General features: G+C 30.0%; 13 protein-coding genes, 1 tRNA gene and 1 other annotated feature. Of the genes, 12 read left to right on the top strand and 2 right to left on the bottom strand.

What is annotated here, in order from left to right:
* Window positions 1-50 precede the first annotated feature (50 nt).
* Window positions 51-1,250 (bottom strand): MalY/PatB family protein, encoded by a 1,200-nt coding sequence (locus BQ2505_RS02900; RefSeq protein ID WP_074016301.1) that lies wholly within the window; start codon window positions 1,248-1,250, stop codon window positions 51-53.
* Window positions 1,251-1,300: 50 nt separating this feature from the next.
* Window positions 1,301-2,350 (bottom strand): DNA polymerase IV, encoded by a 1,050-nt coding sequence (dinB, locus tag BQ2505_RS02895; RefSeq protein ID WP_074016300.1) that lies wholly within the window; start codon window positions 2,348-2,350, stop codon window positions 1,301-1,303.
* Window positions 2,351-2,741: 391 nt separating this feature from the next.
* Between dinB and rpmG the strand changes: the two genes are divergently transcribed.
* The 12 genes from rpmG to gmk all read left to right on the top strand — a co-directional run bounded on the left by rpmG (window position 2,742) and on the right by gmk (window position 15,477).
* Complete coding sequence (rpmG, locus tag BQ2505_RS02890; RefSeq protein WP_005904076.1) at window positions 2,742-2,894, top strand: 50S ribosomal protein L33; 153 nt, start codon at window positions 2,742-2,744, stop codon at window positions 2,892-2,894.
* A gap of 27 nt (window positions 2,895-2,921) precedes the next feature.
* Window positions 2,922-2,997 (top strand) — tRNA-Trp (locus BQ2505_RS02885).
* Between the two features lie 21 nt (window positions 2,998-3,018).
* Window positions 3,019-3,195 (top strand): preprotein translocase subunit SecE, encoded by a 177-nt coding sequence (gene secE / locus BQ2505_RS02880; RefSeq protein ID WP_074016299.1) that lies wholly within the window; start codon window positions 3,019-3,021, stop codon window positions 3,193-3,195.
* Window positions 3,192-3,773, top strand: coding sequence for a transcription termination/antitermination protein NusG (nusG, locus tag BQ2505_RS02875; protein WP_074016298.1), 582 nt, complete (start codon window positions 3,192-3,194; stop codon window positions 3,771-3,773). Before secE ends, nusG begins: the two co-directional genes overlap by 4 nt.
* Before the next feature lie 33 nt (window positions 3,774-3,806).
* On the top strand, window positions 3,807-4,232 hold the full coding sequence (rplK, locus tag BQ2505_RS02870; protein ID WP_074016297.1) for a 50S ribosomal protein L11: 426 nt from the start codon (window positions 3,807-3,809) through the stop codon (window positions 4,230-4,232).
* A 61-nt stretch (window positions 4,233-4,293) separates the two neighbouring features.
* Window positions 4,294-5,001, top strand: a complete 708-nt coding sequence (gene rplA / locus BQ2505_RS02865) for a 50S ribosomal protein L1 (RefSeq protein ID WP_074016296.1) — start codon at window positions 4,294-4,296, stop codon at window positions 4,999-5,001.
* Between the two features lie 4 nt (window positions 5,002-5,005).
* Window positions 5,006-5,136, top strand: a sequence feature (ribosomal protein L10 leader region).
* 18 nt (window positions 5,137-5,154) lie between these two features.
* A complete protein-coding gene (gene rplJ / locus BQ2505_RS02860) occupies window positions 5,155-5,667 on the top strand; it encodes a 50S ribosomal protein L10 (protein WP_074016295.1) in 513 nt (170 codons plus the stop codon).
* Between the two features lie 35 nt (window positions 5,668-5,702).
* Window positions 5,703-6,068 carry a 50S ribosomal protein L7/L12 gene (gene rplL, locus BQ2505_RS02855; protein WP_074016294.1) on the top strand — a complete coding sequence of 122 codons (366 nt, stop codon included), beginning with the start codon at window positions 5,703-5,705 and terminating at the stop codon, window positions 6,066-6,068.
* Window positions 6,069-6,234: 166 nt separating this feature from the next.
* Window positions 6,235-9,789 (top strand): DNA-directed RNA polymerase subunit beta, encoded by a 3,555-nt coding sequence (rpoB, locus tag BQ2505_RS02850; RefSeq protein WP_074016293.1) that lies wholly within the window; start codon window positions 6,235-6,237, stop codon window positions 9,787-9,789.
* 36 nt (window positions 9,790-9,825) lie between these two features.
* Window positions 9,826-13,785, top strand: coding sequence for a DNA-directed RNA polymerase subunit beta' (gene rpoC / locus BQ2505_RS02845; RefSeq protein WP_074016292.1), 3,960 nt, complete (start codon window positions 9,826-9,828; stop codon window positions 13,783-13,785).
* Window positions 13,786-14,018: 233 nt separating this feature from the next.
* Entirely contained in the window at window positions 14,019-14,897 is an 879-nt protein-coding gene (locus BQ2505_RS02840) for a YicC/YloC family endoribonuclease (protein ID WP_074016291.1), read from the top strand.
* A gap of 19 nt (window positions 14,898-14,916) precedes the next feature.
* Complete coding sequence (gmk, locus tag BQ2505_RS02835) at window positions 14,917-15,477, top strand: guanylate kinase (RefSeq protein WP_074016290.1); 561 nt, start codon at window positions 14,917-14,919, stop codon at window positions 15,475-15,477.

The raw sequence follows: 15,477 nt of genomic DNA, 5'->3' as shown, positions 1-15,477 counted from the left end.
TTTAAATTTTAAATATATAATCTGTTAAGTTTAGGTAGAAGAATAAAAAGTTAATTATTTTTAGGAAAGTAAGAATTGTAAACTTCTATTATATTTGAAACGGCCTTCTTTACAATTTCAGGGTCAGTTGCTAAATTTAAACGAATAAAACCTTTAAAACTATCTCCAAACCATTCTCCAAAGTCAATAGCTAGTCTTGCCTTATCTTGAATAAAAGTTTTAACTTCATTGACTGAAATAATTTTTCTTAAATCTAGAAAGGCAAGGTATGTTCCTTCTAAAGGAGTAACTATTATATCAGGAATATTTTTATTAAGTTCACTTTTTAAATAATCATAATTATCTTGAATAAGGTCTATAAGATTTTCAAGCCATTCCTTTCCTTTTTCATAGCCTACTTGAGTTGCTAACATTCCTAAAATGTTGACTTCTGTTTGATTTATTTTTTTAAATTCAAAATCAAATTTTTCTCTAATTTTTGGATTACTAATTATTATATTAGAATGAGTTAGACCAGCTAAATTAAATGTTTTAGAAGCAGCATTTACAGTGATAATATTATCAGCATACTTACAATTATCAACAGTAGCAGCAGGAATATGTTTATTTCCTTTTAAGACTAAATCTTGGTGAATTTCATCAGAAACAACTAAAACATTATGTTTTTTGCAAATTTCAAGTATTTTTCTTAGTTCATCTTCTTTCCAAACTCTACCAGCAGGATTGTGAGGAGAGCATTGTATAAACAGTTTAACATCATTTTCAATAATTTTTTTCTCAACATCGTCATAATTAATAGTAAAGTAACCATTATTATTTATTAAATCTGAAGTTATTAACTTTCTGTTGTTATCTTTAACAGCATTGTGAAAAGGATAGTATACTGGAGTTAGTATTAAAACACTATCGTTTATCTTAGTGAAAATATTGATAAAACAATAAATTGCAGTTACTACACCTTGAGAAAACCTTATCCAATCTTTTTCTATATTAAAATTATGGTTTTCTTTCATCCAAGAAATTAAAGCACTATAGTATTCACCACTAGCATAAGAATAACCAAATACACCATGTTCACATCTATTTTTTAAAGCCTCAATAATTTCTTTTGGACTCTTAATTTCCATATCAGCAACCCACATAGAAATTAAATCTGGATCTCCGTATCTAACATCTAAAGCGTCCCATTTTAATGAATTCGTATTTTTTCTATCAACTAAATATTCTTTTAAAAACTCTTGTTTTTTCATATGTCCTCCTAATTTTGATTTTTAATATGATATCATATTTTGAATGAGATTTAAAATTTTTCTAGAGCTAATTGTTCTAGAAATTTCTTTTTAATATCTCCAAAATAGATTCCTAAAAGGCGAATATCTTCGGTTATTTCAAAAGAACTTAGAAGCTCTAATAAGGTAGTGTATAAAATGTGTTTATCTTTTGTAAAAAATTTTAATTTCTTACTCTTGGTATAAGTCTTAAATGAGGTATATCTAATTTTAATAGATACTAATTGTGTAAAAACATTTTGTTTTTGTAATCTTGAAAAAGTATGCTCAAAGAGATTATAAAATTCTCGTTCAATTTCTTCTTCGGTTTGTAATGGAAGAAAAAAAGTCTCTTCATTTCCAATAGAATGGATATCTCTTTCAAATTCAACTTCACTGTGGTCGATACCTCTTATAGAACAATATAAATTTTCTCCTCGAGATTTTCCATATTTTTTTATCAAAAAATCAAAGGAGAAATCATAGAAATCTTTAACAAAAAATAAATTTTCTTTATATAAAAGTTCAGTAAATTTTTTACCTACACCAGGTATAATACTTATTTTTTTATTTTCTATATATTTTATAAAATCGTTTTCAGTTTTGAAAATATATTGTCCAAATGGTTTGTTTATATCACTTGCAATTTTAGCACTTAATTTATTGAAACCTATCCCAACAGAACAAGTTAACCCTGTAATTTCTTTAATTCTTTTTCTAAATTTTGTTGCAAAAGAATTTAAATTCTCTTTTTTTACAAGGCCAGTTAAATCTATATATCCCTCATCTGTTGCTATAAATTCAACCTTGTTTGTAATTTTTAGAATTAAATTGTGAATTGTTTTAGAGGTACGAATATATTCGTTTTTATCGACAGGAATAACCATAAGTTTTGGACAAAGTAATTTGGCATCTGAAACTTTCATTGCAGAATGAATACCAAATTTTCTAGCTTCATAGCTTGCAGTTGTAACAATGTTTTCTCCAACAACTAAAGGCTTATTTTTTAATTTTGGATTTTTTTTAATTTCAATAGAAGCGAAAAAAGCATCCATATCATAATGCATAATAATCCGTTCCATAAAAACTCCTTTCAGCTAATATTGTGTAGATAGTTTAGTATACAATATTGGTAAAAAAATGTCTATATAATAAAATTGTTTAGGAAAAATAAAATCTATAAAATGAAAGTTATGAAATAAAAATTTCTCTGTTGACAGTATATAAAAATTATGATAGAATGACAAAGTCTTAGAAAGCAGAATACAGGAAAAACTCGCATACCATATATTGAAAATATGGGAGGATCATTAGATACCGTTAAAGAGTGGACTTGTTTTTGATAAAAGGTTTACACTTTGATGTAGATTGTGAAGAATTTAAAAATCTTAATTTCTTCGTTTAGTTTTAGTTGAGTAGAATTGTATGAGCTATATAAGATTAGAAAATACAATTTAATAGGAGGAATAAAAGATGAGAGTACAAGTAATTTTGGAATGCACTGAAACAAAATTAAGACACTATACTACAACAAAAAATAAAAAGACTCATCCAGAAAGATTAGAAATGATGAAGTACAATCCAGTATTAAAGAAACATACTTTATACAAAGAAACTAAAAAATAGGATGAATTTTTATTAGCAGACACATGCAGGTCAATGGCTCAATTGGTAGAGCATCGGTCTCCAAAACCGAGGGTTGGGGGTTCGAGTCCCTCTTGACCTGCCATTTTTATTGAGAGGAGATATTATGAACTTGTTTCAAAGAGTTAAAATGGAATACTCAAAAGTTGAGTGGCCTTCAAAAACAGAAGTTTTACACTCTACAGTATGGGTTGTAACCATGACTGTTTTAATATCTATCTATCTTGGTCTTTTCGATATTCTTGCAGTAAAAGCTCTTAATGTATTGGAGGCACTAATATGAGCACAGTAAATGTAAGAAGATGGTTTATGATACATACTTACTCTGGATATGAAAAGAAAGTTAAGACGGACTTAGATCAAAAAATGGAAACATTAGGGTTAAAGGAAGTTGTTACAAATATATTAGTTCCAGAAGAAGAATTGACAGAAACTGTTAGAGGGAAAGAAAAAAAAGTTTATAGAAAACTGTTCCCTGGATATGTCATGCTTGAAATAGAAGCGACAAGAGAAGAAAATGAATTTGGAATTAATTATAAAGTTAATCCAGATGTTTGGTATATAATTAGAAATACTAATGGTGTAACAGGTTTCGTCGGAGTAGGTTCAGACCCTGTTCCTATGGAAGAAGATGAAGTACAAAATATATTCAATATAATAGGAATAAAAGTTCCTAAAGAAATCATAGACTTTGGATTTGTTGAAGGGGATTATGTAAAAATTCTTAATGGAGCGTTTGCTGACCATGAAGGACAAATAGCAGAAATCGACTACGAACATAGTAAAGTAAAAGTTATGGTTGAAATGTTTGGAAGAATGACGCCTGTTGAAGTAGAAGTAGACAGTGTTTTAAAGGTGTAATATACACAATCTTACGGAGGTGTAATAAATAAAATGGCAAAAGAAGTAATTCAAATAATAAAACTACAATTACCTGCAGGAAAAGCAAACCCTGCTCCACCAGTTGGACCAGCACTAGGACAACATGGTGTAAATATAATGGAATTTTGTAAAGCATTTAATGCTAAAACTCAAGATAAAGCTGGATGGATAATCCCAGTTGAAATATCTGTTTATAGTGACAGATCATTCACATTTATATTAAAAACTCCACCTGCTTCAGATTTATTAAAGAAAGCTGCTGGAATACAATCAGGAGCTAAAAACTCTAAAAAAGAAGTAGCAGGAAAAATTACTACTGCAAAGTTAAGAGAACTAGCTGAAACAAAAATGCCTGACTTAAATGCTTCATCAGTAGAAACAGCTATGAAGATAATTGCAGGATCAGCAAGATCTATGGGAATAAAAATAGAAGACTAATTGCTTTATAATTTAGTGGTAGAGTAAAGCTCGTTAAGCCACAGAGGGAGGAAATTTAATAATGGCAAAACATAGAGGAAAAAAATATTTAGAAATAGCTAAATTAGTTGAAACAGGAAAACTTTATGATATAAGAGAAGGACTAGAATTAGTTCAAAAAACAAAAACAGCAAAATTTGTTGAAACTGTAGAAGTTGCATTAAGACTTGGAGTAGATCCAAGACATGCTGATCAACAAATCAGAGGAACTGTTGTGTTACCACACGGAACAGGAAAAACAGTTAAAATACTAGCAATCACTTCTGGTGAAAATATAGAAAAAGCATTAGCTGCAGGGGCAGACTATGCTGGAGCTGAAGAATATATTAACCAAATCCAACAAGGATGGTTAGATTTTGATTTAGTTATAGCTACACCTGATATGATGCCTAAAATAGGTAGATTAGGGAAAATATTAGGAACTAAAGGTTTAATGCCTAACCCTAAATCAGGAACAGTTACACCTGATGTAGCATCAGCTGTATCTGAATTCAAAAAAGGTAAATTAGCATTCAGAGTAGATAAATTAGGGTCTATTCATGCTCCAATAGGAAAAGTTGATTTTGACTTAGATAAAATCGAAGAAAACTTTAAAGCTTTCATGGAACAAATCGTAAGATTAAAACCAGCTACATCTAAAGGACAATACTTAAGAACTGTAGCAGTATCTCTAACAATGGGACCTGGTGTAAAATTAGATCCTGCGTTAGTAGCTAAATATGTTGGATAATTAAATTGAATATAAATCCAAACCAAAGACCGTAGGGGGATATATCCTTAAATAACCTACCGAGGTTGGAGTTTAGGTATACTAACCTCAATACTCAACCCCTGTTTTTGTGAATAGGGGTTTATTTTTAGAAAAAAGAGGAGGTGAATCAATATGGCAACTCAAGTTAAGAAAGAAGTTGTGGCTGAATTAGTTGAAAAAATTAAAAAAGCTCAATCAGTTGTTTTTGTTGATTATCAAGGTATTAAAGTTAATGAAGAAACTTCATTAAGAAAGCAAATGAGAGAATCTGGTGCTGAATATTTAGTAGCAAAAAACAGATTATTCAAAATAGCTTTAAAAGAATCTGGAATCGAAGATAACTTTGATGAAATTTTAGAAGGAACAACAGCGTTTGCATTCGGATATGCTGATCCTGTAGCTCCAGCAAAAGCAGTTTTTGATTTAGCAAAGACTAAAGCAAAAGCAAAACAAGATGTATTTAAAATAAAAGGTGGTTTCTTAACTGGAAAGAAAGTTAGTGTTTCTGAAGTAGAAGAATTAGCAAAATTACCTTCAAGAGAACAATTACTATCTATGTTACTAAACTCTATGTTAGGACCAGTAAGAAAACTTGCATATGCAACTGTTGCAATAGCAGACAAAAAAGAAGGATCTGCTGAATAATAAAAAAATCGTGAATATTTGAGGAGGAAAAAATAATGGCATTCAATAAAGAACAATTTATAGCTGATTTAGAAGCTATGACAGTATTAGAATTAAAAGAATTAGTATCTGCATTAGAAGAACACTTTGGAGTAACTGCTGCTGCACCAGTAGCTGTAGCTGCTGCAGGACCAGCTGAAGCTGCTGAAGAAAAAACTGAATTTGATGTTGTATTAAAGAACGCAGGAGCTAACAAAATAGCTGTAATCAAAGAAGTAAGAGCAATAACTGGATTAGGATTAAAAGAAGCTAAAGACTTAGTTGATAATGGTGGAGTAATTAAAGAAGCTGCACCTAAAGATGAAGCTAATGCAATAAAAGAAAAATTAGTAGCTGCTGGAGCAGAAGTAGAAGTTAAATAATAACTAATTTTATTATAACAAACAAAAATAATAGGCACTCTTTATACTATTTAGAGTGCCTTTTTGGTAACTTTGGCAAAAAATGTTGTTACATAATTAATCTTTTGGAAATAAATTAGCCTTTTTAATTACAAAAGATTAATTATACTTATAAGGAGAGTGAAACGTGGAGAAACTCGTTGAAAGACTTAATTTCGGTAAAATTAAACAAAGAGGAGAAATGCCTCATTTTTTAGAATTTCAATTAAATTCATATGAGGAATTTTTACAAACAAGTGCATCACCAAACAAAAGAGAGGATAAAGGGTTTGAGGCTGCATTTAGAGAAGTATTTCCAATTGAATCTTCAAATGGAGATGTAAGGCTAGAATATATTGGTTATGAATTACATGAGTCTGAAGCACCTTTGAACGATGAGTTAGAGTGTAAAAGAAGAGGAAAAACATATTCAAATTCATTAAAAGTCAGATTAAGACTGATAAATAAAAAAATGGGAAATGAAATACAAGAATCACTTGTATATTTTGGAGAAGTTCCTAAGATGACTGAAAGAGCTACATTTATAATAAATGGAGCAGAAAGAGTTGTTGTATCTCAATTACATAGATCACCTGGAGTATCTTTTAGTAAAGAAGTAAATACTCAAACAGGAAAGGATTTATTTTCAGGAAAAATAATTCCTTACAAAGGAACTTGGTTAGAGTTTGAAACAGATAAAAATGACTTCTTAAGTGTAAAAATAGATAGAAAGAAAAAAGTTCTAGCTACTGTTTTCCTAAAAGCTGTTGATTTTTTTGAAGATAATAACGAAATCAGAGATTATTTCTTAGAAACAAAAGAACTAGAATTAGGTAGCATATATAAAGAATATTCAACAAATCCAGAAGAATTATTACTAGTTTTAAAAGAAAAATTAGAAGGTTCTATATTAAAAGAAGGAATTATTGACGAAGAAACTGGAGAATATTTAATAGAAGAAGAAACTTATTTAAATGAAGAACTTATAGCAAGATTGATTGAAAATAAGATAGAAACTATCACATATTGGGAAGTAAAGGCAGAAGATAAGTTAGTAGCTAATACTTTAATGAATGATGCGACAGCAACAAAAGATGAAGCCGTTGTTGAAATATTTAGAAAATTAAGACCAGGAGACCAAGTTACAATAGACTCGGCTAGAAATTTAATCAGACAAATGTTTTTCAATTCACAAAGATATGATTTGGAACCAGTTGGAAGATATAAAATGAATAAAAGACTAAAACTAGATATTCCTGATGAAGAAATTGTCTTAACTAGAGATGATGTATTAGGAACTATAAAATATGTTATAGCTTTAAACAATGGAGATCAAACTACTCATATTGATGATATAGATAATTTATCTAATAGACGTATAAGAGGAGTTGGAGAATTACTTCTTATGCAAATAAAAACAGGATTGACTAAAATGAGTAAAATGGTCAGAGAAAAAATGACTACTCAAGATATAGAAACAGTTACTCCTCAATCGTTGTTAAATACTAGACCATTGAATGCATTAATCCAAGATTTCTTTGGTTCTGGACAATTGTCACAATTTATGGACCAATCAAATCCACTTGCAGAATTAACTCATAAGAGAAGAATATCTGCACTAGGACCTGGAGGTTTATCAAGAGAAAGAGCAGGGTTCGAAGTAAGAGACGTACACGATTCACATTATGGTAGAGTTTGTCCTATAGAAACACCAGAAGGTCCAAACATTGGACTTATTGGGTCACTTGCAACTTATGCAAAAATCAATAAATATGGATTTATGGAAACGCCTTATGTTAGAGTTGAAAATGGAATTGCACTATTAGATGATATAAGATATCTAGCAGCTGATGAAGAAGATGGATTATTTATAGCACAAGCCGATACTAAATTAGATAAAAAGAATAAAATCCAAGGTTTAGCTGTTTGTAGATATGGGCATGAGATAGTTGAAATTGAAGCAGATAGAGTAAATTATATGGATGTTTCTCCAAAACAAGTTGTATCTGTTTCAGCTGGACTTATTCCATTCCTAGAACACGACGATGCCAACAGAGCATTGATGGGATCGAACATGCAAAGACAAGCAGTTCCTTTACTTAGATCAGAAGCTCCATTCATAGGAACGGGACTTGAAAGAAAAGTTGCAGTGGATTCTGGAGCAGTAATAACATCAAAAGTAAACGGAAAAGTGACTTATGTTGATGGAAAGAAAATAATTATAGAAGATGAAAATAAGAAAGAACATGTATACAGACTTTTAAATTTTGAAAGATCTAACCAATCAATGTGTTTACAACAAACACCTTTAGTTGATTTAGGAGATAAAATAAAAGTTGGAGATATTATAGCAGACGGTCCAGCAACAAAATCTGGAGATTTATCATTGGGAAGAAATATCCTTATGGGATTTATGCCTTGGGAAGGATATAACTACGAAGATGCTATTTTAATTTCAGACAGATTGAGAAAAGATGATGTATTTACATCTATCCATATTGAAGAATATGAAATAGAAGCAAGAGCAACAAAATTAGGTAATGAAGAAATAACAAGAGAAATTCCAAATGTTTCAGAAAGTGCATTAAGAAACTTAGATGAAAACGGAATTATAAAAATTGGTTCAGAAGTAAATCCTGGAGATATACTAGTTGGGAAAACTGCTCCTAAAGGAGAAACAGAACCACCTGCAGAAGAAAAATTATTGAGAGCAATATTTGGAGAAAAAGCAAGAGATGTTAGGGATACATCACTAAAAATGCCTCATGGATCTAAAGGAGTTGTAGTTGATATACTAGAACTTTCAAAAGAAAATGGAGATGACTTAAAACCTGGAGTAAATAAATCCATCAGAATTATGGTAGCAGAAAAACGTAAAATAACTGTTGGAGATAAAATGTCAGGAAGACACGGAAATAAAGGGGTTGTTTCTAGAGTGCTTCCAGCTGAAGATATGCCATTCTTAGAAGATGGAACACACTTAGATGTTGTGTTAAACCCACTTGGAGTTCCTTCACGTATGAATATAGGACAAGTATTAGAAGTTCACTTAGGTATGGCAATGAGAACATTAAATGGAGGAACTTGTATTTCTACACCAGTATTTGATGGAGCTACAGAAGAACAAGTAAAAGATTACTTAGAAAAACAAGGGTTCCCAAGAACAGGAAAAGTAACTTTATATGATGGAAGAACAGGGGAAAAATTTGATAACAAAGTAACTGTCGGAATAATGTATATGTTGAAATTACACCATCTTGTTGAAGATAAAATGCATGCTAGAGCAATAGGTCCATATTCACTTGTAACTCAACAACCACTAGGAGGAAAAGCACAATTTGGTGGACAAAGATTAGGGGAAATGGAAGTTTGGGCTTTAGAAGCATATGGAGCTTCAAATATTCTTCAAGAAATGTTAACAGTAAAATCAGATGATATAACAGGAAGAACAAAAACATACGAATCTATTATAAAAGGGGAAGCTATGCCAGATTCAGATTTACCAGAATCATTCAAAGTTCTTTTAAAAGAATTCCAAGCATTAGCTCTTGATATAGAATTGTGTGATGAAGAAGATAATGTGATAAATGTTGATGAAGAAATAGGATTAGAAGATACTCCTACAGAGTATTCACCTTCATATGAAATAGAAATGGGTGGTCTTCATGAAGTTGATGAAGAAGCGGATGATATAATCGAGTAATAGAAACATAATTTCATTAAGGAGGATTTATATTTAATGGGAATAAGAAACTTTGAAAAAATAAGAATAAAATTGGCATCTCCTGAAAAAATATTAGAATGGTCTCATGGAGAAGTAACAAAACCAGAAACAATAAATTATAGAACTCTTAATCCAGAAAGAGATGGATTGTTTTGTGAAGTAATATTTGGACCAACAAAAGATTGGGAATGTTCTTGTGGAAAATATAAAAGAATGAGATATAAAGGACTTGTTTGTGAAAAATGTGGTGTTGAAGTAACAAAAGCAAGAGTAAGAAGAGAAAGAATGGGACATATTAGTCTGGCTGCTCCAGTATCTCATATTTGGTACTCAAAAGGAAGCCCAAATAAAATGTCTTTAATTATAGGACTTTCTGCAAAAGAATTAGAGTCAGTTTTATATTTTGCAAGATATGTTGTAACTTCTAGTACAGAAGATACTTTAAAAGTAGGACAAATATTAACTGAAAAAGAATATAAGTTACATAAACAATTACATAGTACAGGTTTTGAAGCTTATATGGGAGCAGAAGGAATTTTAAAACTTCTTGAATCTATAGATTTAGAAAAGTTAAGAGATGAATTAGAAAATGAATTAGCTGATGCAAATTCAGCTCAAAAAAGAAAAAAACTTGTAAAAAGATTAAAAATAGTTAGAGATTTTATATCTTCAGGAAATAGACCAGAATGGATGATACTTACAAATGTACCTGTAATACCAGCTGAACTAAGACCTATGGTTCAATTAGATGGAGGAAGATTTGCAACTTCAGACTTAAACGATCTATATAGAAGAGTTATCAATAGAAATAACAGATTGAAAAAACTAATAGAAATTAAATCACCAGAAATTATTGTAAAAAATGAAAAAAGAATGTTACAAGAAGCTGTAGATGCTTTAATTGATAATGGTAGAAGAGGAAAACCAGTAGTAGCTCAAAATAATAGAGAGTTAAAATCTTTATCTGATATGTTAAAAGGAAAACAAGGAAGATTTAGACAAAACTTACTAGGAAAGAGAGTTGACTATTCAGCAAGATCAGTTATAGTTGTAGGACCATCTTTAAAAATGAATCAATGTGGAATTCCTAAAAAAATGGCACTAGAATTATACAAACCATTTATTATGAGAGAATTAGTTAAAAGAGAACTAGCTAATAATATAAAAATGGCAAAAAAATTAGTTGAAGAGTCTGATGAAAAAGTTTGGACAGTAATAGAAGATGTTATTGAAGATCATCCAGTTTTATTAAACAGAGCTCCGACACTACATAGATTGTCTATACAAGCTTTTGAACCAGTATTAATAGAAGGGAAAGCTATAAGACTACATCCTTTAGTTTGTGCTGCATTCAATGCTGACTTTGATGGAGACCAAATGGCAGTTCATTTAACATTATCTCCAGAATCAATAATGGAAGCTAAGTTATTAATGTTAGCTCCAAACAATATAATTTCTCCTTCTAACGGAGAACCAATAGCAGTTCCATCACAAGATATGGTTATGGGATGTTTCTACATGACTAAGGATAAAGAAGGAGCACTAGGGGAAGGAAAAGTATTTTCAAATATAGATCAAGTTATTACAGCTTATCAAAATGAAAAAGTTGGAACACATGCAATAATAAAGGTAAGAATGAGAGATAAATTAGTTGAAACAACTCCTGGAAGAGTTATGTTCAATGAAATATTACCAGAAGTAGATAGAAATTATGGAAAAACTTATGGTAAAAAAGAATTAAAAGTTTTAATTAAATCGTTATATGAGAAACATGGATTTACTCAGACAGCCGATTTAATAAATAGAATCAAGAACTTTGGATATCACTATGGTACATTTGCAGGAGTTTCAGTTGGTATAGAAGATTTGGAAATACCTAAAGAAAAGAAAGAATTACTAAGAAAAGCAGATGAAGAAGTAGCAAATATAGAAAAAGATTATAAGTCTGGAAAAATTATTAATGAAGAAAGATACAGAAAAACAATAGAAGTTTGGTCTAGAACTACTCAACAAGTTACAAAAGCAATGATGGATAATTTGGATAAGTTTAACCCGGTATATATGATGGCGACTTCAGGAGCCAGAGGTAATACTAACCAAATGAGACAGCTTGCAGGAATGAGAGGAAACATGGCCGATACTCAAGGTAGAACTATCGAAGTTCCTATTAAAGCAAACTTCAGAGAAGGTCTAACAGTGTTAGAGTTCTTTATGTCATCTCACGGAGCTAGAAAAGGGTTAGCCGATACAGCTCTAAGAACTGCCGATTCAGGATATCTAACAAGAAGACTTGTTGATATTTCTCATGAAGTCATAGTAAATTCTGAAGATTGTCATACAGAACAAGGAATAGAAGTTGAAGCATTGGTTGGTTCTGATGGAAAAGTAATCGAAGAATTAAAAGAAAGAATAAATGGTAGAGTTCTTGCAGAAGATCTAATTCATAAGGGTAAGAAGATTGCTACAAGAAATACTATGATTGGAAAAGAATTAATTAATAAAATTGAAGAGTTAGGTATTAAAAAAGTTAAGATTAGATCTCCATTAACTTGCGCCTTAGAAAAAGGTGTATGTCAAAAATGTTATGGAATGGATTTATCTAACTACAATGAAATATTACTAGGAGAAGCGGTTGGAGTTGTTGCAGCTCAATCAATAGGAGAACCTGGTACTCAGCTAACAATGAGAACTTTCCATACAGGAGGGGTAGCTGGAGCAGCAACTGTAGTTAATTCTAAAAAAGCTGAAAATGGTGGAGAAGTTTCATTTAGAGATATCAAAACTATAGAAATAAATGGAGAAGAAGTAGTTGTAAGCCAAGGTGGAAAAATCATAATAGCTGACAATGAACATGAAGTGGATTCTGGATCTGTTATAAAAGTAAAAGAAGGACAAGTTGTAAAAGAAGGGGATACAATAGTAACATTTGACCCTTATCATATTCCGATAATATCTTCACACGATGGAGTTGTTCAATACAGACATTTCACTCCTAAAAATATAAGAGATGAAAAATATGATGTACATGAATACTTAGTTGTAAGATCACTTGATCATGGAGATACAGAACCAAGAGTACATATTTTAAATAAGGCTAATGAAAAGTTAGCAACATATAATATTCCTTATGGGGCATATATGATGGTAAGAGATGGTGCAAAGGTTAAAAAAGGGGATATTATAGCTAAGATAATTAAGTTGGGAGAAGGGACAAAGGATATAACTGGAGGTCTTCCAAGAGTACAAGAATTATTTGAAGCAAGAAATCCTAAAGGAAAAGCTATTCTTTCTGAAATAGATGGTAGAATAGAAATTCCTCTAATTAAAAAGAAACAAATGAGGGTTGTTAATGTTAGATCCTTAGTAAATCCAGATGACTACAAAGAATACTTAGTTCCTATGGGAGAACGTTTAGTAGTTACAGATGGATTGAAGATAAAAGCTGGAGATAAGATAACTGAAGGAGCTATTTCACCTTATGATATTTTAAGCATTAAAGGTTTAGTTGCTGCAGAACAATTTATACTAGAATCTGTTCAACAAGTTTATAGAGATCAAGATGTTACAGTTAATGACAAACATATTGAAATAATAGTAAAACAAATGTTTAAGAAAGTAAAAGTAGTAGATTCAGGTGCTTCTTTATATCTTGAAGATGAAATATTAGAAAAAAGAGTTGTAGATCTTGAAAATCAAAAACTTCAAGAAGAAGGAAAAGCTCTTATTAAATATGAACCAGTTATACAAGGAATTACAAAAGCAGCTGTTAATACAGGAAGCTTTATATCAGCAGCTTCATTCCAAGAAACAACAAAAGTTCTATCAAATGCTGCAATAGAAGGAAAAGTTGACTACTTAGAAGGACTTAAAGAAAATGTAATTTTAGGTAAGAAAATTCCAGCAGGAACAGGATTCAACAAATATAAAACTATAAAAGTTAGATATAATTCTGACGAAGAACCTACGGAAGAATAAAAATAAGCTCTAATTATTTTAGACATAAAGAGTGATAGAATAAAAAAGTATTTACTTTTTTATTCTATAGGAAATTATAAAATCAAATAATAAAAATTAGTCTCTGACGTCCGTATTAGTTTGAAGAGCTTGTATTCATTGAGCTCGTAGAACTCATACGGCTGTCAAGAGACTTTATTTACCATCACTCTTATCTAAAATAAAATTTCAAAAATAAAGAGAGGAAGAATTATATGAGAAGTATGACAGGCTATTCAAAATTAAATTTTGAAGATGAAAATTATGTTGTTAATATGGAAATAAAAAGTGTAAATAACAAAAATCTATCAACAAAAATCAAACTTCCATATAATTTGAATCTACTTGAAAATTATATAAGATCTGAGATAGCAACCGTTGTAACAAGAGGATCTATAGACTTTAGAATTGAGTTTGAAGAAAAATCAGAAAGTTTGAAAGAATTGAAATATGATGAAAATTTGGCTAAATCTTGTATGAACATTTTAAATAAAATGGAAGAAGATTTTAATCAGAAATTTTCAAACAAATTAGATTTTTTAATCAAAAATTTTGGTGTGATTAGCCAAAAAGAATCTAACACAGATGAAGAAAAATATAAGGAAATTATAGGAAAACTATTAAAAGAATTACTTGCTAATTTTGTTATAACTAAACTTGAAGAGGGAAGTAGGCTAAAAGATTTCTTTAAAAAGCAATTAGGAAGTCTAAAAAATAATTTAAATGAAATAAAGTTATTAAAACCTAAAGTTGTAGAAAATTATAGAGAAAAATTACTAAATAATATAAATTCTATAAGAAGTGATATAAATTTAAAAGAGGAAGATATTTTAAAGGAAGTTTTATTATTTAGTGATAGAGTTGATATTACTGAAGAAATATTAAGATTAGAAAGTCATTTCAAACAATTGGATATAGAATTTGAAAGTAGAGAAGATTCTCAAGGGAAAAAAATTGAGTTTATTTTTCAAGAAATATTTAGAGAATTTAATACTATGGGTGTAAAATCTAATATGTATGAAATATCTAAATTAGTTGTTGAAAGTAAAAATGAATTGGAAAAGATGAGAGAACAAATAATGAATATAGAATAGGTTGTATGTGGAGGGGATTATGTCTTTAGGAGCTTTATATGTTGTGTCTGGGCCAAGTGGAGCAGGAAAATCAACAGTATGTAAATTAGTAAGAGAAAAATTAGGTATTAATCTATCGATATCTGCTACAAGTAGAAAACCTAGAACTGGTGAAGAAAATGGAATTGATTATTTTTTCTTAAGTCCTCAAGAATTTGAAGAAAAAATTCAAAATGGAGAATTTTTAGAATATGCCAATGTACATGGAAATTATTATGGAACTTTAAAATCTGAAGTTGAAGAAAGATTAAAAAAAGGAGAAAAAATAATTTTAGAAATAGATGTACAAGGTGGAGTTCAAATAAAAGAAAAATTTCCAACGGCAAACTTAATATTTTTTAAAACAGCAACAAAAGAAGAATTAGAAAAAAGACTTAGAGGAAGAAATACCGATAGTGAAGAAGTTATTCAAAAAAGATTAAAAAATTCTTTGAAAGAATTGGAATACGAAGATAAGTATGAACAGGTAATTATAAATAATAAAATTGAGCAAGCTTGCGAAGATTTAATAAGTATAATTGAAAAAAATGGAGTGAAATAG

Origin of the sequence: Fusobacterium massiliense (genome assembly GCF_900095705.1) — a bacterium.
GTDB lineage: Bacteria > Fusobacteriota > Fusobacteriia > Fusobacteriales > Fusobacteriaceae > Fusobacterium > Fusobacterium massiliense.
This window is presented reverse-complemented; position numbering and strand designations above follow the sequence as displayed.